The following is an 18969-nucleotide window of genomic DNA, read 5'->3' on the forward strand; positions in this document are numbered from 1 at the left end:
TGCTCATGGATATTCGTAAAATTAAAAAACTGATCGAACTGGTAGAAGAATCTGGCATTGCCGAACTGGAAATTTCCGAAGGCGAAGAATCGGTTCGCATCAGCCGTTACGGTAATCCCGGCCAAAATGTACAACCGCAATATCAGCAGCTTCAAGCTGCACCAGCTCCCGCACCTATGGCTGCAGCCTTGTCTCCTGCTTCAGCCGAAGTAGCAGCGGCCCCTGTCACTAGCGGTCACGTTATGCGCTCTCCTATGGTAGGTACCTTCTACCGTGCCGCTAACCCAGAGGCTAAAAACTTCGCTGAAGTTGGCCAAACCGTTAATGCCGGTGACACGCTGTGCATTGTTGAAGCCATGAAGATGATGAATCAGATTGAAGCCGACAAAGGCGGCGTGATCAAAGCCATTTTGATTGATAATGGCGAGCCGGTTGAATTTGACGAGCCGCTGTTCATCATCGAATAAGGAAGTCTCATGCTGGATAAAGTAGTCATCGCTAACCGCGGTGAAATTGCCTTACGGATCCTGCGCGCTTGTAAAGAGCTCGGGATCAAAACGGTAGCAGTGCATTCCACTGCCGACCGTGAGCTAAAACACGTCTTACTGGCCGACGAGTCCATCTGTATTGGTGGCAATCAGTCTAGCCAGTCGTACTTAAACATACCGTCTATTATTGCTGCTGCAGAAGTTACTGACGCGGTCGCGATTCACCCCGGTTACGGCTTTTTGGCAGAAAATGCCGACTTTGCCGATCAGGTGGAAAAATCAGGCTTCGTATTTATCGGGCCACGTGGCGAAACTATTCGTCTGATGGGCGATAAAGTATCAGCCATCTCCACAATGAGAAAAGCCGGCGTGCCTTGTGTACCTGGCTCTGACGGCCCTATTAGCGACGATGCTAAGAAGAATGCCGCCATTGCCAAACGTATCGGCTACCCGGTAATCATCAAAGCCTCGGCTGGTGGCGGTGGGCGCGGCATGCGTGTCGTGCGCAACGAAAGCGAACTAGAAAAATCCATCACCATGACTAAAGCTGAAGCCGGCTCTGTGTTTGGTAGTGACGTGGTGTACATGGAGAAATTCCTTGAGAACCCACGCCATATCGAAATTCAGATTTTAGCTGACGGCCAAGGCAAAGCGATCCACTTAGGTGAGCGCGACTGTTCTATGCAACGTCGTCACCAAAAAGTAGTGGAAGAAGCGCCAGCACCGGGCATTACCGCTGCCATGCGTAAATTTATTGGCGAACGTTGCTGTAAAGCCTGTGTTGATATTGGCTATCGTGGTGCCGGTACTTTCGAGTTCTTATATGAAAACGGCGAGTTTTATTTCATTGAAATGAACACCCGTATTCAGGTTGAGCATCCCATTACTGAGATGATCACCGGTATCGATTTAATTAAAGAGCAGCTGCGCATAGCCGCAGGTATGCCGTTGTCGATCACTCAAGACCAAGTTAATATTCATGGTCACGCTATTGAGTGTCGAATTAACGCCGAAGATCCTAATACCTTTATTCCAAGCCCAGGTGAAATCACGCTGTTTCATTCTCCAGGTGGTTTAGGGGTACGTTGGGATTCGCATATTTATGCAGGTTACAAAGTACCTCCATATTACGACTCCATGATTGGTAAACTGATCTGCTACGGCGAAAACCGCGACATCGCGATCGCCCGCATGACGCACGCCTTGAACGAGCTGGTAATTGAAGGTATTAAAACCAACATTCCACTGCACCAAGAAATTATGCGTGACGAAAATTTCCGCAACGGCGGTACCAACATTCATTACCTAGAGAAGAAACTGGGTTTGTAATTGTTGAGTCACTGCACGATTAAAACGGCGCCTTTTTGGCGCCGTTTTTTATTTAATCCACAAATACATGGCTATTATAAACGCCAAGCAGTATTCCACCATATTAGCGTACGGTAATCACACCACACTTGGCACTGTGGGTTATCTTATGCGAGACACTGCCCATCACCAGTCCTGACAGGTTGCCCAAGCCCCGACACCCCATCACGATAACATCTACACCCAGCTCCTCTGACTGTCGAATAATAGCGCGAGTGGGTTCACCGCGAACCACATGCCCGTGCACTTTAGTGACTCCTAGCTCTTGTGCTGCTAATACCGCGCGCTCCACCACCTTACTGCCAGTGGCTTCCAGCTCTTCACGGCTATCTTCCATAGAGACGGACCCTATGCCCCACGTCATCATTGCTGGATGCTGCAAAACTTCTGGCGCATGTACTATATGCACCTCGGCATCATCATACAGAGCCAAATGACAGGCCAATATCAGCGCCTTTTCACTTTGTGTAGAGCCATCAACCGCAACTAGTAACGACTTATACATGTGTTCCTCCACATCCATCAGACACGTTATCTACTTATATTAGACTATGAAAAGAAATGTAAGTTCTGAGGAGATAGAGCAAGGAGAGAGGGCCATAAAAAACGCCGGCTAGGAGCCGGCGTTTGGGAGCTATTTTTTCTTATTGAAACGCATTAAGCGTTTGCGCTTACGCATCTGAGTAGCAGTCAGCTTGTTCTTCTTGCCCTCGTACGGATTCACCCCTTCGTTAAACTCCACACGAATAGGCGTGCCCATTATGTTTAACGAACGACGGAAGTAGTTAATCAAATAACGCTTATACGACTCAGGCAAGGCTTTAACTTGGTTACCGTGCACGATAATACGCGGTGGGTTATAACCACCCGCATGAGCATATTTCAGCTTAACCCGACGACCACTCACCAACGGTGGCTGATGATCGTCTTGGGCTATCATCATGATCCGCGTCAGCATCGAGGTATTCACCCGCTTAGTAGCTGACTCGTAGGCTTCCTTAACCGAATCAAACAAATTACCCACGCCACTGCCGTGCAAGGCGGAAATAAAGTGCAGTCGTGCAAAATCGATAAAGCCTAAGCGACGGTCTAATTCGCGCTTGATGTCTTCGCGTACATCTTTCTCAATGCCATCCCACTTATTAACGGCCAGCACGATACTACGACCCGCGTTCAGCACGAAACCGAGTAAGCTTAAATCTTGATCTGAGATGCCTTCGCGCGCATCCAAAATCAGCAACACCACGTTGGCATCTTCAATGGCTTTAAGAGTCTTGATAACCGAGAACTTTTCAACGGTTTCATGCACACGGCCACGGCGACGGACACCAGCGGTATCAATCAGGATGTAGTCTTGCTCGTCGCGCTGCATGGGAATATAAACCGAGTCGCGAGTAGTACCTGGCTGGTCATAAACCACCACTCGCTCTTCACCCAAAATGCGGTTAGTTAGCGTCGATTTGCCCACGTTAGGACGGCCAACAATGGCAAGCTTAATAGGTAAGTCTGCAAACTGTTGGGCATCTTCTTCGTTGGCCTGATCCATCACTGCCAGCAAATCTTGTACTTGATCTTCATCCAGATCAGTAAAGTCGAATTCATCGCCACTTTCGTCATCAGACTCATTCTCTGAGTCGACGGCTAATTCGGCAATCAACTGCTCTTGCTCAACAGCCAGCTCTTCCAGCTGAGGCGCTAACGCCGTTTCTATTAGGCTTAATACTCCCCGGCCTTGGCTGGCGGCAATGGGGTAGACGTCACCCAAGCCCAGCTGATAAAACTCGCTTACTGCCGAATCGGCATCGATGCCGTCGGTCTTATTCACCACTAGCAAGGTTCTTTTCTGGCAACGGCGTAAGTGACTGGCAATGCCTTCGTCGGCTGAGCTGAGCCCCGCGCGACCATCGACCATAAACAGCACGACATCGGCTTCATCGATAGCGGCCAGTGACTGTGCGGCCATTTCCAGCTCTATGCCTTCTTCGGTGCCGTCGATACCGCCGGTATCAACCACGATAAATTCCAGCTCACCAATTTTGGCTTGGCCATATTGACGATCTCGGGTTAAGCCGGGAAAGTTTGCCACCAAAGCGTCTCGGGTACGGGTCAAGCGGTTAAATAGAGTGGATTTGCCCACGTTGGGGCGCCCCACCAGTGCCACTACTGGCATCATAAAATCAGTCTCCAAAAAACAATAACGGCTCCTGATCGTGGATCAGGAGCCGGTGGTGTACTTATGCAACGATTAAGGTTGGCCTATGGCCACTAAGTCGCCGCTACGGCTCTGCACATAAAGAGTGTCGCCAACAACTAAAGGCGCAATATAAAGCCCTTTACTGTCTATGCGCTGTAAGGATTCAAGCACGCCGCTTTGACGGTTAAACCAATACAAATAACCCTGTGCATCACCTGCCACCAGATAATCACCGAACACCGCAGACGCGGTTAGCTGACGATTTTCCAGCTCGGTATTCGACCATACTTCCATACCACTTCGGGCATCCACCGCAAACAGGTGGCTGCGGCTATCACTGATGTAAAGTAGGCGTCCGTCGGTACTCAGATCCTGAGAGCCCTGATACTGGCGCTTCCACAATTCTTGCCCCGAAATCAACTGATGAGCAGTCAGTTGGCCATTATAGGCGATAGTAAATAGAATATCGCCCAAAATCACCGGTTTGGCGGCAACATCTACCATGCGCTCCAGCTCAGTTGCACCGCGCGGGCTAGCAATACGCGTATCGCGTACCGGTTGGCCATTGGCTAATAACGCCACGCCTAAACGTCCGTCGGCACGGCCATATAATACCGCGCCGCCAACACTAACCGGCGTGGCCATGCTACGTAACGTTAAGCTAGGTTGCTCGTTACGCAGCTGCCATTGTTGCTCACCACTGGTTGAGTCTAGTGCCACCAAATTGCCAGCACTGGTGTGCACGACCACTTTGCCGTCATCAACGACGGGCGCGGCCAATACTTCACCGGGTACTTCTTTGGTCCACAGTACTTCACCGTCCGACTGAGCAACTGCATACACAATGCCGTTTTCGGAACCAAAATAGAGATTACCATAAGCGGCCGCTAAGCCACCTGAAATGCGCGGGCTACGTTGGTTATCGTTAATCGCCAGCTTACCTAGCTTTTGCTGCCACTGACGCTTACCGCTGCTGCGATCATAGCTGGCCAACACACCGTCTCGCGATGCGGCAAAGATAGATTCACCATCAACCACTGGTGCCAGCTGGGAGTAATACTCACCCACACCATTGCCTACCGATGTTGACCAACGCGCTTTAGTATTCAACGTATTATCAACATCAGGTAGCGGGCTCACCTGCACGACGTCAGTATTACTAGAGCAAGCGGTTAACCCCAACACCAGCATTAAGGGTAATAAAGTTCCCTGTTTACGTATCATTATGCATCCTTACTTGGGTCGCTGGTTACACCCAAATTATCTAATTTAAGCCGTAGGCTCGGATTATCAGCTAACCCGCCTACATCTCTGGCGGCGCGATAGGCCTCACTCGCATCCGTAGGTTTGTCTTGCGCCATATATAGATCGCCCTGTATCTCGCTACGCTGAGCGGCAAAGGCATCGGCATTAATGTTGTTCAGCTGGGTTTGCGCCTGTTCCACTAGATCTTGAGCCAGCAATACTCGAGCCAAACGCAGACGAATGGTGTGGCTCAACGCCTCGTCTTTAGTACCGTCAAGCGCCAGCTCCAGTTGCTGCTGAGCTAGCGGTAATTGATTGGCTTTTACAGCCTCGCTAGCTAATAAGAGTGCCGCTAACTCGCCGTAGTTATTACCTTGGTTTTGCTCAACAAAAGCCAAAGCCGCAGTAAAAGCATCGGGGCCTTTACTCACTAATTCGCTACTAATGTAGGAGAAACTGTCGGCACCGGCGGCACGGGTTTCTATTTGGTGATTTTGATAGTAACGCCAGCCAAATAAACCGCCTAAGCCAATCACGGCACCCAGTATGATCGACTTACCATACTCTGCCCACCAGCGTTTGATGGTTTCTAGTTGCTGTTCTTCCGTGCTATTAAAATCCACTTAGACCACCTTTTTCAGCTGTTCAATCATCTCGTTAATCGCCAAGGTCTGTTGCTCACCTTGGCCACGTAAATACTTAATAGTTACTTCACCGCGCGCTATTTCATCTTCCCCTAAAATGAGCGCGATGCTGGCACCGCTTTTGTCTGCTCGTTTTAGCTGCTTCTTAAAATTACCACCACCACAATGACTCATGACCCTTAAATTCGGCAGTTGATCACGCAACTGCTCAGCAAGCGCAAAGCCGGGCACTGAACTGTCGCCCATCATAGCGATATACACATCCGCTAACGCTGGCTGTTCTTTTTCCTCTTGCAGCGTGTCTAACAACAAGACGAGTCGCTCCATGCCCATGGCAAAGCCTACGGCAGGCGTCGCTTTGCCACCCAGTTGTTCAACTAGGCCGTCGTAACGACCACCACCACACACGGTACCTTGAGCACCGAGGCTTTCGGTGACCCACTCAAAAACGGTGAGGTTGTAATAATCTAAGCCGCGAACTAAACGCGGATTCACTTCAAAAGCAATGCCTGCTGCACTTAACAACGCCGTTAGGCCGGCAAAGTGCGCTTGAGTAGCCTCACCAAAGTAATCACTTAATATTGGCGCACCTTGTAACAATGCCTGTACTTGTGGACTCTTACTGTCGAGCACCCGCAAAGGATTGGTATGCAGACGACGCTGGCTGTCTTCATCCAGCTGGTCGTGATATTGCTCTAAATAGGCAACCAGTGCTTGGCGATATTCGGCGCGTTCGTCGGGCTGTCCTAGGCTGTTAAGTTGCAGTACTAAATGCTCACTGACCCCTAGCTGCTTCCACAATCTGGCGGTCAGCATTATAAGCTCGGCATCAATGTCTGGCCCTTGTAGGCCAAATACCTCTACACCAAACTGATGAAACTGGCGATAGCGGCCTTTTTGTGGGCGTTCATAGCGAAACATTGGGCCCATATACCACATACGACGCTCTTGATTGTACAGCAGGCCATGCTCGATACCGGCACGCACGCAACCGGCGGTACCTTCGGGGCGTAGGGTCATGCTGTCGCCATTACGATCATCAAAGCTGTACATTTCTTTTTCAACGACGTCGGTCACTTCCCCAATGGCGCGGCGAAATAAACCAGTACTTTCCATAATTGGCATGCGCACTTCGGCGTAGCCGTAGCCACTCATCAAATTGCGTAATACGGTTTCAGCGTGTTGCCAAGCCGGAGTTTGTTCCGGCAGGCAGTCGTTCATTCCACGAATTGCTTGAATCTGTTTGGCCACGAAAATATCTCTATGTCTGACGATTTAAATTAATGGGCTTCAATTAAATACTAACCCTAAGGGGGTTAAAAAGGCTCATCGCCGATGGCAAATGGCTCTCGGCCCGCGTTTAATCTTTACCTTGCACCGGAATGCGACCATTAGGGTCCATCATGGCCACTTTGGCACGAATTCGACTTTCTAGGGTATCGACCAAGGTGCGGTTATCCAGTCGGCCCACACGCTCGCCACCTTCATACAAAGCACTCTTACGCTGTGCTCCAGCTATCCCTAAGTCGGCAATAAGCGCTTCGCCAGGACCATTTACTACGCAGCCAATAATGGATACATCCATAGGCAGAACAATATCTTCAAGACGATGTTCTAGTTCGTTGACGGTGCTTATCACATCGAATTCTTGGCGTGAGCAAGAGGGGCAGGCAATAAAATTAATGCCGCGAGAGCGAATGCGCAGCGACTTCAAGATGTCGAAACCGACTTTAATTTCTTCTACTGGGTCTGCGGCCAGCGAAATCCGCAGTGTGTCACCAATGCCCTCGGCCAATAACATGCCCAAGCCCACGGCGGATTTAACCGCGCCAGCCCGAAAGCCACCGGCTTCGGTAATACCCAGATGCAGAGGCTGCTCAATTTGACGCGCCAACTCACGATAGGCGCCCACGGCTAAAAATACGTCGGAGGCCTTCACGCTGACTTTAAATTGGTCGAAGTTAAGGCGGTCAAGAATATCAACATGGCGCAGTGCCGACTCAACTAAGGCGGCAGGATTAGGCTCACCGTATTTTTCTTGCAGATCTTTTTCGAGTGAACCGCCATTAACACCGATACGAATGGGAATACCTTTATCGCGCGCGCAATCAACGACCGCACGCACGCGATCTTCTCGACCGATGTTACCTGGGTTGATACGCAAACAATCGGCACCGTACTCGGCTACCTTCAAAGCAATGCGATAGTCAAAATGAATGTCGGCAATCAGCGGCATGGTGGTGCCGGCACGAATAAGTTTAAAGGCTTCTGCCGCTTCCATGGTCGGCACAGACACTCGTACTATGTCGGCCCCCACTTTCTCTACTGCCCGAATTTGGGCCAGCGTTGCCTCAACATCCGTGGTCAACGTATTGGTCATGGTCTGTACACTGATGGGCGCGTCACCCCCCACCAACACGGAACCTACACGAATTTGTTTGGATTGACGACGAACGATGGGAGAGTCATATAAGGACATGATGTTCTCTTGCTTTAATCAGGATTTAGGTATTGTCAGTCGGGCGGCCCGACCGGCACTAAAGGAGGATAAGTCCACTTCTTGGTTCATGTATTCAACACTAGCCGCAGTGGGAACGCCTAAAATTACGCGAAACGGAGGTTCACCTGCCAACGCCAGTGTTTGCTTGGCTTTTTTAACGCCTTCGCTAAGTACCTGGCCACGACTGTCGGTCACTTTAATCCAACAATCATCACTAAAGCTCATCGTCAGTAAACGGGGATCAACTACAGGCTCCGGGACAGGCTCTGGTTGAGGTGTAGGCTCTGCTACTGGAGCCGCCTCGCCATTGCTCTCTGCATTTGGCACTATATTTGAATCAGCATTAGTCGGCGCTAATGGTACAAGCTCACCGACATCTTCCCGTGGCGTCGGTAATAACGCTGGCGCCTCGGAATCGGCTACAAGAGGTTCGCTGGCCATGGTTTGCTCGCTTTCAGGGGGCAGTCCACGACCCATTTGCTGAGCTCCGCCGTCTTGCCACCACCAATAGACCAAAGAAGCCAACAATCCTAAAAACACCAACCAGCTGATACGTTTAAGCCACTTATCGCTGGCTTGCTGACGGGTTTTCTTCGAAAAGCTTTTCATGGGAGCATCAGACTCCGGCTGATGGCCACTCATGCTATCAAACGCACTCAATACCTGCGCTTCAGGCACGCCAACCACTTTAGCGTAAGCTTTTACATAACCGCGTAAGAAAGTGAGTGCGACGCCTGCTTTATCATGATCGTTATCGATTGCTTCAATTACCGCCAACCGTAAATTAAGCCTGCGGGCAACCTCGGCTTGAGTCCAGCCTTTTGCTTCACGAGCTTCACGTAATAAGATGCCGGGGCCAGTAGTGACCACGGGGTCAGCCTGTGGCTGTGGTTCTGCTTCATTTATAGTCATTTAATAACAATCGCCTAGCCTGTTCTGGAGCTGGAAATAAGCATATCGCAGGCCCACTGGTGTGGTCTTGGTCTGATGACCCTGTACCTACGCAATACGCGCTGTTAACCATAAACTTTGTGGCATGGGTGCCGTGTTTGATAATAGGCAAGATACCCCCAGTACAGCAGTGTTATTACCTAATACTATCAGTACCCCACAGCTGTTAACGCCGTTGGAGTGTTAGATAAACGGTTGCTTACAGTACCTGACTGCAACTCATCTCGTTGCTTATCCTGTTTGCCGCACACTGCATTGATACACACATAGCCGTAATTTGTCACCGTTTACAGCTTTAATATAGTCGAGGTAACGTTGCTACCCTGCTAAACATGACCACCGCTTTATAAAAACGTTCCCATTGGTAAAAGACCCTGTTCAGTCAGCCCCTTCGAAACGCTCAAAAAAGCAGCCACCATACACGCTTACTCTTAAATCTTTCCCTTAAACCATTGTGACGGATATAGTTTGTTCCTGCATCCGTTTTTTCATGGTGCGCTTGGTGCGGTCAATCACATCGCCCACTAACTGGCCACAGGCCGCATCAATGTCGTCACCTCGGGTTTTACGAATAGTCACCGTATTGCCATATTGCATCAATACTTTGTTGAAGCGATCGATACGGCTGTTACTCGGCTTTCCATAGTCATTACCTGGGAAGGGGTTGAACGGGATCAAATTGATCTTGCAAGGCAGGTCTTTTAGTAATTCAGCCAATTCATGAGCATGCTCAGTGCCGTCATTAACATGATCGAGCAGCACATACTCGATGGTCACCTTGCCATGATTCGCTTTCGATTTGCTTATGTAATTGCGCACGCTCTCAAGCAAGGTGGCAATGTTGTACTTGTCGTTAATCGGCATGATCTCGGAGCGCAGCTTATCATTGGCAGCATGCAGCGAAACCGCCAGAGCCACATCTATCATGTCGCCCATTTTGTCCAGCGCGGGTACTACACCAGAAGTAGACAGAGTAACGCGGCGCTTCGACAAGCCAAAGCCGAAGTCTTCTAGCATTAAGCGCATCGCAGGCACAACGTTGTTCAAATTAAGCAAGGGCTCACCCATGCCCATCATCACCACATTGGTAATGGGCTTACGGCCGGTGTCACGCACAAAGCCCACACGGCTAGCAGCACGCCACACCTGACCAATAATTTCTGATACTTTAAGGTTACGGTTAAAACCTTGCTGCGCCGTTGAGCAGAATTTACAGTCTAGCGCACAGCCCACTTGGGAAGATACACACAAGGTAGCTCGGTCACCGTCGGGAATATAAACAGTTTCTACTTCTTGGTCGCCCACTTGCATGGCCCATTTGATGGTGCCATCGTCGGATATTTTTTCGACGGTAATTTCGGGGGCGCGAATTTCCGCTTTTTGTACAAGCTTGGCACGCAACACCTTATTGATGTTGGTCATCTGCTCAAAGTCGTCACAACCGAAGTGATAAATCCATTTCATCACCTGATCTGCACGGAACGGTTTTTCACCGATATCGCTAAAGAAGGCTCGTATGCCGTCACGATCCAGATCCAGCAGGTTTATTTTTTTTTCACTCATTTCGGTTGCCTCATCGCTTACTGACCAGTGCCCACAGGGGCGCGAAATTGTACAGAATTTAGCAAAGGCATGCCAGTGAAACCGTGAAAGACAGCTGGAAGCCGTAAGCTATAAGCGCTCAGCTAGAGATAGACACCAGCCTTGGTTGGCTCTTCTCATTATGCCGCCTTACCGGACTCAATCCGGCATCTGCTCTATATTTAAAAGCAGATCCTGAAGCGAGCTCAGGAAGACGGTATAAAGATAAACACCACTCCTGCTGATCCAGTATTGTCCTTCACTCCTTACGCTTCCTCCCTCACATGCTCTTTATTTAATTGTGCGCTTGGTGTTCGGCGCTGTATTTTAAAGTCCCATCGCATATTTCATGACGCGTTTTTTGAGCGGGCCGCTGTGTTCGGCCGCTTTTAATCCGAGGTTGCGTAGCACTTTTAGCGGTAAAAAATTATTACTAAATGTGTGATAGCACACATCCATGGCGGACTGCATCAGCAAGTTATCTGGTCGGCGACGGCGCTGGTAGCGTGCTAAACGTTCTGGTGTGGCAAAGTCTAATCTGGCCTCAAGCCCTTGGTGAATCAGTTCACTTAGCAGGGCTACATCCTTAAAGCCTAAATTGACCCCCTGCCCCGCTAACGGATTAATGGTGTGCGCCGCATCGCCTAATAGCACCACGGCCCCTTTTACATATTGATTGGCATGACGACGACGTAAGGCAAAGCTGCCTTTATTTAATACGGTTACATTGCCCATGCGCGGCGGAAAGTGAGCCTTAACTTGTTCGGCCAGCGCCGAATTATCCAACGCCGCCAACGTTTTTATGCGGTCTTTTTGGTCATACCACACTAAAGAGCCGCGCGTTGGACCCATGGGTAAAAATGCCCGAGGGCCACTGGCGCTAAACTGTTGCCACGTGGTGTCTGATTCTAAGTCGTCGGCCTCAATACTGATTAGCATGCAATGTTGGCTATAATCCCAAGCCGTTACGCCAATGCCGGCTAATTGGCGAGTGAATGACTCAGCACCATCACAGGCCAACACCAGCTTAGCTTGCACACGCTGGCCGCCGGTCAAGGTAAGCTCGGCACCCGCATCATTTTGCTGTAAGGCACTCAAGCCATTAGGGCAGTCGAGTTGTACATTTCCACATTCGGCTAATACTTGCCACAAGCCTAACTGGATAATGCGGTTTTCGACCATATAGCCCAAGTATTCACACTCGAGTTCATCGGCATGAAATCGAGTATAAAACCCTGCTAATTCAGCAGCCTCTAAGCATTGATACGGCCACGCGCGCATGGCACAAATACGGGACCAAGCACCCGCTTGCTGCAACAGCCGTACCGACGTTGCACTAATGGCCGACACGCGCAAATCGGGAGCCTGTTCGGTGGCAAATGCCAAAGGCTCTCTGGCTTCTATTACTCGAATAGACAAGCCGGATGGCGCCAGCAACGCCGCTGACAAGGCGCCGACCATACCGCCGCCAACGATAGCAATATCACAATGTTCCTGTTGTCCGTCCATAGCTGCACACCTCGCGATTTTTAGGGCATTCTACAATAACTAGCTTGGCATAGTTACTTGAGAGTAAAGAGTGGAATACCGCGCTTGACGCCCAGTACGGCATTTCACTCTTTACCCTTCTCTCGTCACACGGGTAGCTGGTCAGCTGCGCTTTAAAAGAGTAGAATTATCGGCCTGATCCCATGTCCCTTACCGTTATTCAAAGAGTGCCATGAGCAAAAAACTTCATATTAAAACTTGGGGCTGTCAGATGAATGAATATGATTCATCTAAGATGGCCGACCTGCTAAACGCCACCCATGGCTACCAGCTGACCGATGATCCAGCAGAAGCCGATGTGCTGCTGCTTAACACCTGCTCTATTCGCGAAAAAGCGCAAGAGAAAGTGTTCCATCAATTGGGTCGCTGGCGCCCGCTTAAAGTCGCGAACCCTAAATTAGTTATTGGGGTGGGCGGTTGCGTGGCATCTCAAGAAGGTGCTGCAATTCGCGCGCGAGCCCACTATGTTGACTTAGTATTTGGTCCGCAAACTTTGCACCGTCTGCCCGCCATGATCAAATCGGTGATGGAAGGCAACGGCGCTCAGGTAGACGTTGCCTTTCCTGAGATTGAAAAATTCGATAATTTGCCCGCCCCTCGAGCCGAGGGTGCAACCGCCTATGTCTCCATCATGGAAGGTTGCTCTAAGTACTGCTCTTTTTGCGTAGTGCCGTATACCCGTGGTGAAGAAGTCAGCCGCCCGATGGACGATGTACTGTATGAAATCGCTCAGTTGGCCGACCAAGGTGTGCGCGAAGTTAATCTATTAGGCCAAAACGTAAACGGCTATCGCGGCGATACTCACGATGGTGAAATCTGCAGTTTTGCCGAATTATTACGCTTAGTCGCTTCCATCGATGGCATCGACCGTGTGCGCTACACCACCAGCCACCCGATTGAATTTACCGACGACATTATCGAGGTCTATAAAGACACGCCAGAGTTGGTGAGTTTCTTACATCTGCCGGTACAAAGTGGCTCAGACCGCATTTTAACGCTGATGAAGCGCCCGCACACCGCATTGGAATATAAGTCCAAAATTCGCAAACTGCGCGCTGCGCGCCCCGAAGTCACCGTCAGCTCCGACTTTATTATTGGTTTTCCCGGTGAAGATGCTGACGACTTTGAGCGCACCATCAAGCTCATTGAAGATGTCGGCTTTGATTTAAGCTACAGCTTTATTTTTAGTGCGCGCCCCGGTACACCGGCCGCCGACTTGCCCGATGACGTGCCATTGAGCGAGAAAAAAGAGCGCCTTGCGCGTTTGCAAACCTTAATTAATAATCAAGCACAGCTGATCAGCCGCCAAATGATGGGCACCACCCAGCGCATCTTGGTTGAAGGTCCATCGAAGATGAATCCAATGGAACTGCGTGGCCGTACCGAAAATAACCGCGTAGTAAACTTCGAGGGCGCTCATTCTCTGATTGGTGGCTTTGCCGACGTAGAAATCATTGAAGCCAGACCAAATAGCTTACGCGGCCTGTTTTTACGCGGCGAAAATGAAATGGGCTTGCGAGTACAGGTTTCGCCCCAGAGCATTCTAACGCGTCGCCCCGATGGCGTGGCTGACGAAGTAGGCGTAGCCACCTTTACCCCTTAAATAAAGCTTTAAGCTGTCAGCTGGATGTTAAAAATAAACACTAGCCTACAGAAGCGGTGTTTAAGATTTAGCTTATGGCTGAAAGCTTAAGGCTGATAGCTTTATTTAAATAACAGGAGTTAATTTGACCTCTGCCGTAACTACTCTGGAACTTGAATTACACCCCGCCAATGGTCAACGTCTGGCCAGCCTATGTGGCCCGTTTGATGACAATATCAAGCAATTAGAGCGCCGCTTGGGTATAGGTATTAATTACCGTAATGAACATTTTACGCTAATAGGGCCTGCCTATTTAATTAAAGCAGGCGCCAACTTACTGCAAGATTTATATGTAGACACCCAGCCGGTACGGGGTCAGGAAATTCCTGACATCACCCCTGACATAGTACATTTGGCCATTAAAAGCAGCCAAGTATTGGAGCAAGATACCGCGCCAAGCGAAGGTTATCAGTACGGTAAAGAAGTCACGATTAAAACCAAACGTGGTCTGATCAAACCTCGCACGCCCAATCAAGCGCATTATGTCGCCCATATTCAGACTCATGACATCACCTTTGGTATAGGCCCTGCCGGAACCGGTAAAACGTATCTGGCGGTGGCAGCGGCGGTAGACGCGCTAGAGCGACAAGAGGTTAGACGTATTTTGCTAACACGCCCAGCGGTAGAAGCGGGTGAAAAGCTGGGCTTTTTGCCCGGTGATTTAAGCCAAAAAGTTGATCCTTATTTGCGGCCGTTGTACGACGCACTCTTTGAAATGCTGGGGTTTGAACAGGTAGAAAAATTACTTGAGCGCAATATAATTGAAGTTGCCCCTCTGGCCTATATGCGCGGGCGCACCTTAAACGATGCTTTTATTATTCTCGACGAAAGCCAAAACACCACCGTCGAACAGATGAAGATGTTTTTGACCCGTATAGGCTTTAACTCTCGGGCGGTGATCACCGGCGACATTACCCAAATTGATTTGCCGCGTAATGCCAAGTCGGGCTTGCGCCATGCTATCGAAGTCTTGAACGGCGTTGAAGGTTTGTCGTTTGACTTTTTCCATGCCGAAGATGTAGTACGCCACCCTGTAGTGGCCCGTATAGTGCGCGCTTATGAAGCATTTGATAATCAACAACTGCCAGTATCACCGGTTAACGCTTCGCCACACTCGGCGCGCAACGCGGTAACTAGCCAAACCGATACAACAAACAACAATGAGACTGCACCATGACTTTGTGGTTAGATGTGCAAATGGCCTGTGATGATGCTCCCGGTCTACCTAGTGAACAACAGCTAGAAAGCTGGTTACAGGCAACATTAGGTAACGAGCGAGACGAAACTGAACTGACAGTACGTTTGGTTGACGAAACTGAAAGTCGCGAGCTTAATCGTGATTATCGCGGTAAAGATAAGTCGACTAATGTGTTATCGTTTCCGTTTGAAGCACCTCCTGGTATCGACTTACCGCTGCTGGGCGATTTAGTAATTTGTCGCCAAGTCGTCGAACGTGAAGCACAGGAACAACATAAACCACTTGAAGCCCACTGGGCCCACATGGTGGTTCATGGCTGCTTGCATTTACTTGGCTTCGACCATATTAAGGATGATGAAGCCGACGTAATGGAAGCCAAAGAAATTGCCATTCTGGCAACACTTGGCATCGCCAATCCCTATATCGATGATGAAGGTTAAACAAGGTCAATGAGCGACGATAATTCGAACTCAGAAAGCGGTTCGTCCAGTAAGAAAAACTGGCTAGAAAAGCTAGGTCAGCTTTTTCAGGGCGAACCGAAGAATCGTGAAGAATTGGTAGAAGTGATCATGGAGGCCAGTCAGCACGAGCTGATCGATCAAGATACCAAAGACATGATTGAAGGGGTGCTTGATGTTAGCGAGCTAAGAGTGCGCGACATTATGATCCCCCGCTCGCAAATGGTAACGGTAGAGAAATCTCAGCCGGTTTCTCATTTTCTGCCCATGATCATTGAATCGACTCACTCGCGCTTTCCTGTGGTCAATGAAGACAAAGATCACATAGAGGGCATATTGCTGGCTAAAGACTTGCTGCAATACGGCTTTTCCCTCACCGATGATGACTTCTCTATCGACAAAGTGTTGCGCCCTGCGGTGGTCGTTCCCGAAAGTAAGCGACTCGATAAGCTGCTCAAAGAATTTCGCCAACAACGCTATCACATGGCCATCGTGGTCGATGAATTTGGTGGTGTATCCGGTCTGGTCACCATCGAAGATATTCTTGAATTGATTGTTGGCGACATTGAAGATGAATTTGACGCCGAGGGAAGTGCCGAAATCCGCCAAATTACGTCGCGGATGTTTGCAGTTGCCGCCTTAACTGACATCGAAGACTTTAACGAATTTTTTCATACCGACTTTAGCGACGAAGAAGCTGATACGGTGGGTGGCTTGGTGATGCATGCCTTTGGTCATTTACCCGCCAAAGGTGAACAACTCGAAATTAACGGCTTTATCTTCAAAGTCGCTCATGCAGACCGTCGACGTTTACTGCAGTTACAGGTTAAGATACCGACCAATCAGGAAACATCCACCTCGGAAACCATATAAACGTGCGTCACTATCTACCTATCTTTGGGGCCCTGCTTAGCGGGGCTCTTGGCGTTTTAGCCTTTAGTCCTTTTGGGTATTGGCCATTCGCTGTCGTGTCCTTGTTCGGTCTGTACGCCGTCACCCAAAAGCAGCCTCATAGACAGGCTGCCAAGCGGGGCTTTATATGGGCGATGGGCCTGTATTTACCCGGCTTATGGTGGATCCATAATAGTATGACCATTTTTGGCGGCCTGCCCTTGTGGGCCGCTTTTTTACTGGTTGCACTGCTGGCGGCCTACCTTAGCCTATATACGGCCGCAGCCGTTTGGCTGGCACAACGCCTAGTGCCGACCCCTCGTTGGCGTGCACTGCTGGTGCTACCCGCGCTGCTAATATTAGCTGATTGGCTGCGAGGCTGGGTGCTCACTGGGTTTCCTTGGTTGTGGTTCGGTTACAGCCAACTTGATGGCCCGCTTGCCGGTCTGGCGCCCATTATTGGCGTACAAGGGATCAGCTGGTTGCTGACATTTTCGGCCGCAGCCCTATGGTTGGGCGTACGTCGTAATTCTCGCTGGTTTTGGTGGCCGGGGCTTGGGGCCCTTATGCTGTGGGCAGCAGCCTTTGCCACTAACTACATTCAGTGGGTAACACCCACCCAGAGCAGCCGATTTGCGTTAGTCCAAGGCAATATTGAGCAATCATTAAAGTGGGTTCCAGGCCAGCTTGAATTAAGCCTAGAGCGCTATATGACCCTCACTCTGCCCGAGCGTCAAGCCGATGTGGTGATCTGGCCCGAATCAGCCCTGCCCGCCAGTGAGCAACAACTGGCGCCTTGGCTGCAGCAAGTAGACCTCCTGATGCGTGAGCGCAACCAAAGCTTGGTCACCGGCTTAGTGTCGCAGCCAAGCTCGGGGGATGTTTATAATTCGGTTATCACTCTCGGCAAAAATGTCATTCCTTATGAGCTAGAGCACAGTAACCGTTACTATAAGCAGCACTTAGTACCAGTCGGCGAATTTATGCCCTTTGGCGACTTATTGCGCCCTCTAGCGCCATTTTTTAATTTGCCGATGTCGTCGTTTTCTCGCGGTGCTTCTGGCCAATCGGACTTAACGGCTGCTGGCCGGCAGTTAAGTGTCGCTATTTGTTATGAAGTGGCGTTTCCAAGTCTAGTACGCAATAACATGAAACCCGATACCGATTACCTATTAACCTTGTCTAACGACACTTGGTTTGGTCAGTCGATAGGGCCTTGGCAGCACCAGCAAATTGCACGCATGCGCGCCCTCGAGCTGGGCCGCCCGCTGATCCGCGCGACTAATAATGGCGTCACCTTAATCACCGATGAAAAGGGTCGCGTGATGAGCAGCCTGCCGCAGTTTGAGTCTGGCGTGCTCAATGCTCAAGTGATGGGCATGACCGGCCTAACTCCCTACGCCCGCTTTGGCAGCACGCCCTTATTGGCTTGGCTATTAATTAGTGGCCTCTTCGGCGCCACCCAAGGTCGCCGCCAACACCGCGGTCGCCAGCGAAAGCTAGCGGCAAAAGAAAATCTACGTGTGAAAGCCAGGAGTTAACGGAAAATAGCGCTGTAAGCTGTACGTCATAGGCTATACGGAAAAAACAAAAACGCCACATCATCTGATATGGCGTTTTTTATTGTCCTAATATGCAGAATAAACAGAATAAACAGTACGGCGTAACACGATTATTTAGTAGTTACGTATGGCGTACGGCGGATCACGTACGGCTGTCTATTACACAGCTAACGGCCTGCGGATAAAGTGAGAGTGATTGCACTCTAAACAGGTGCTGAGCACTTCGGGGTGAGTGACTTCGTGAGAATGCGCGCACAGGGTGCAGTCGTAGCGGCCAGGGCCGACTACTTCACCTGCTTGGTATTCCCCGTGGTTGGTTAACTCCGTGGCAAGTTCATGCCACTCCAGCTGGCTTTTGTCAGTAATATCAGACACCCAGCCCCATATTGTTTCTTTAATGCGCCGATAAAACAGGCTGTCTCTAAACTCGTCCCCGCTGTCTTCCAGCTCAACTAAGTCCCGCTTTACATATTCTGCAATCAGCGCCAGCTCGTCTTTGGTCAAATCGCTGGCGGCTTCCATATAGGCTTGTGTGGTTTCAACCAGCTCCTTAATGCTGGTATTTTCGCTCTCTTGCCAGCGTTTATGTAAATCGTCAACGAAGGCGTCGTAGCCACTTTTCTTTTTCTTATCTTGATTATCCATGCTCGATCTCCCTTATCATAATGAGCACTAAGGGCTCGGCTATTGTTGCCTTTC

At 49.9% G+C, this 18969-nt stretch carries 17 protein-coding genes; 7 read left to right on the forward strand and 10 right to left on the reverse strand.

Annotated elements, in window-relative coordinates:
* Window positions 1–5: 5 nt before the first annotated feature.
* A complete protein-coding gene (gene accB / locus ACFQ1C_RS02790; protein WP_379557008.1) occupies window positions 6–467 on the forward strand; it encodes an acetyl-CoA carboxylase biotin carboxyl carrier protein in 462 nt (153 codons plus the stop codon).
* Window positions 468–476: 9 nt separating this feature from the next.
* The gene (gene accC / locus ACFQ1C_RS02795; protein WP_379557009.1) at window positions 477–1817 is read left to right on the forward strand and encodes an acetyl-CoA carboxylase biotin carboxylase subunit; all 1341 of its coding nucleotides are present in this window, start codon (window positions 477–479) and stop codon (window positions 1815–1817) included.
* 103 nt (window positions 1818–1920) lie between these two features.
* Here the strand turns inward: accC and ACFQ1C_RS02800 are convergent, their stop codons facing one another.
* From ACFQ1C_RS02800 to ACFQ1C_RS02840, 9 genes are all read right to left on the reverse strand, one after another.
* Window positions 1921–2361, reverse strand: coding sequence for a universal stress protein (locus ACFQ1C_RS02800; protein ID WP_379557010.1), 441 nt, complete (start codon window positions 2359–2361; stop codon window positions 1921–1923).
* 129 nt (window positions 2362–2490) lie between these two features.
* Window positions 2491–4029: a ribosome biogenesis GTPase Der gene (gene der / locus ACFQ1C_RS02805; protein WP_379557011.1), complete on the reverse strand. Its 1539-nt coding sequence runs from the start codon at window positions 4027–4029 to the stop codon at window positions 2491–2493.
* A gap of 72 nt (window positions 4030–4101) precedes the next feature.
* Window positions 4102–5274 carry an outer membrane protein assembly factor BamB gene (gene bamB, locus ACFQ1C_RS02810; protein ID WP_379557012.1) on the reverse strand — a complete coding sequence of 391 codons (1173 nt, stop codon included), beginning with the start codon at window positions 5272–5274 and terminating at the stop codon, window positions 4102–4104.
* Window positions 5274–5918 (reverse strand): YfgM family protein, encoded by a 645-nt coding sequence (locus tag ACFQ1C_RS02815; RefSeq protein WP_379557013.1) that lies wholly within the window; start codon window positions 5916–5918, stop codon window positions 5274–5276. The genes bamB and ACFQ1C_RS02815 overlap by 1 nt, the downstream gene beginning before the upstream one ends.
* A complete protein-coding gene (hisS, locus tag ACFQ1C_RS02820; protein WP_379557014.1) occupies window positions 5919–7190 on the reverse strand; it encodes a histidine--tRNA ligase in 1272 nt (423 codons plus the stop codon). It abuts the gene before it with no gap.
* A gap of 109 nt (window positions 7191–7299) precedes the next feature.
* Complete coding sequence (gene ispG, locus ACFQ1C_RS02825) at window positions 7300–8418, reverse strand: flavodoxin-dependent (E)-4-hydroxy-3-methylbut-2-enyl-diphosphate synthase (RefSeq protein ID WP_379557015.1); 1119 nt, start codon at window positions 8416–8418, stop codon at window positions 7300–7302.
* An 18-nt stretch (window positions 8419–8436) separates the two neighbouring features.
* Window positions 8437–9351 carry a RodZ domain-containing protein gene (locus ACFQ1C_RS02830; RefSeq protein WP_379557016.1) on the reverse strand — a complete coding sequence of 305 codons (915 nt, stop codon included), beginning with the start codon at window positions 9349–9351 and terminating at the stop codon, window positions 8437–8439.
* Window positions 9352–9834: 483 nt separating this feature from the next.
* The gene (locus tag ACFQ1C_RS02835) at window positions 9835–10953 is read right to left on the reverse strand and encodes a bifunctional tRNA (adenosine(37)-C2)-methyltransferase TrmG/ribosomal RNA large subunit methyltransferase RlmN (protein ID WP_379557017.1); all 1119 of its coding nucleotides are present in this window, start codon (window positions 10951–10953) and stop codon (window positions 9835–9837) included.
* A gap of 345 nt (window positions 10954–11298) precedes the next feature.
* Window positions 11299–12480, reverse strand: coding sequence for an FAD-dependent monooxygenase (locus ACFQ1C_RS02840; protein ID WP_379557018.1), 1182 nt, complete (start codon window positions 12478–12480; stop codon window positions 11299–11301).
* A 211-nt stretch (window positions 12481–12691) separates the two neighbouring features.
* On the opposite strand from ACFQ1C_RS02840, the gene miaB reads away from it, so the two are divergent.
* From miaB to lnt, 5 genes are all read left to right on the forward strand, one after another.
* A complete protein-coding gene (gene miaB / locus ACFQ1C_RS02845) occupies window positions 12692–14122 on the forward strand; it encodes a tRNA (N6-isopentenyl adenosine(37)-C2)-methylthiotransferase MiaB (protein ID WP_379557019.1) in 1431 nt (476 codons plus the stop codon).
* 124 nt (window positions 14123–14246) lie between these two features.
* Window positions 14247–15338, forward strand: coding sequence for a PhoH family protein (locus ACFQ1C_RS02850; protein WP_379557020.1), 1092 nt, complete (start codon window positions 14247–14249; stop codon window positions 15336–15338).
* On the forward strand, window positions 15335–15799 hold the full coding sequence (gene ybeY, locus ACFQ1C_RS02855) for an rRNA maturation RNase YbeY (RefSeq protein WP_379557021.1): 465 nt from the start codon (window positions 15335–15337) through the stop codon (window positions 15797–15799). Before ACFQ1C_RS02850 ends, ybeY begins: the two co-directional genes overlap by 4 nt.
* A gap of 9 nt (window positions 15800–15808) precedes the next feature.
* Window positions 15809–16690 (forward strand): CNNM family magnesium/cobalt transport protein CorC, encoded by an 882-nt coding sequence (gene corC / locus ACFQ1C_RS02860; RefSeq protein WP_379557022.1) that lies wholly within the window; start codon window positions 15809–15811, stop codon window positions 16688–16690.
* A gap of 2 nt (window positions 16691–16692) precedes the next feature.
* Window positions 16693–18249: an apolipoprotein N-acyltransferase gene (gene lnt / locus ACFQ1C_RS02865; protein ID WP_379557023.1), complete on the forward strand. Its 1557-nt coding sequence runs from the start codon at window positions 16693–16695 to the stop codon at window positions 18247–18249.
* 180 nt (window positions 18250–18429) lie between these two features.
* Here lnt and ACFQ1C_RS02870 read toward each other — a convergent pair whose 3' ends face one another.
* The gene (locus tag ACFQ1C_RS02870; RefSeq protein ID WP_379557024.1) at window positions 18430–18915 is read right to left on the reverse strand and encodes a zinc ribbon-containing protein; all 486 of its coding nucleotides are present in this window, start codon (window positions 18913–18915) and stop codon (window positions 18430–18432) included.
* Window positions 18916–18969 lie beyond the last annotated feature (54 nt).

This window comes from Oceanisphaera ostreae (genome assembly GCF_042676125.1).
GTDB classification, from domain to species: domain Bacteria; phylum Pseudomonadota; class Gammaproteobacteria; order Enterobacterales; family Aeromonadaceae; genus Oceanimonas; species Oceanimonas ostreae.

Bases quoted from the DNA above. Each gene is read 5' to 3' on its own strand.
- accB (WP_379557008.1), top strand. From the start codon at position 6: ATGGATATTCGTAAAATTAAAAAACTGATCGAACTGGTAGAAGAATCT.
- accC (WP_379557009.1), top strand. From the start codon at position 477: ATGCTGGATAAAGTAGTCATCGCTAACCGCGGTGAAATTGCCTTACGG.
- ACFQ1C_RS02800 (WP_379557010.1), bottom strand. From the start codon at position 2,361: ATGTATAAGTCGTTACTAGTTGCGGTTGATGGCTCTACACAAAGTGAA.
- der (WP_379557011.1), bottom strand. From the start codon at position 4,029: ATGATGCCAGTAGTGGCACTGGTGGGGCGCCCCAACGTGGGCAAATCC.
- bamB (WP_379557012.1), bottom strand. From the start codon at position 5,274: ATGATACGTAAACAGGGAACTTTATTACCCTTAATGCTGGTGTTGGGG.
- ispG (WP_379557015.1), bottom strand. From the start codon at position 8,418: ATGTCCTTATATGACTCTCCCATCGTTCGTCGTCAATCCAAACAAATT.
- ACFQ1C_RS02830 (WP_379557016.1), bottom strand. From the start codon at position 9,351: ATGACTATAAATGAAGCAGAACCACAGCCACAGGCTGACCCCGTGGTC.
- ACFQ1C_RS02835 (WP_379557017.1), bottom strand. From the start codon at position 10,953: ATGAGTGAAAAAAAAATAAACCTGCTGGATCTGGATCGTGACGGCATA.
- ACFQ1C_RS02840 (WP_379557018.1), bottom strand. From the start codon at position 12,480: ATGGACGGACAACAGGAACATTGTGATATTGCTATCGTTGGCGGCGGT.
- miaB (WP_379557019.1), top strand. From the start codon at position 12,692: ATGAGCAAAAAACTTCATATTAAAACTTGGGGCTGTCAGATGAATGAA.
- ybeY (WP_379557021.1), top strand. From the start codon at position 15,335: ATGACTTTGTGGTTAGATGTGCAAATGGCCTGTGATGATGCTCCCGGT.
- corC (WP_379557022.1), top strand. From the start codon at position 15,809: ATGAGCGACGATAATTCGAACTCAGAAAGCGGTTCGTCCAGTAAGAAA.
- ACFQ1C_RS02870 (WP_379557024.1), bottom strand. From the start codon at position 18,915: ATGGATAATCAAGATAAGAAAAAGAAAAGTGGCTACGACGCCTTCGTT.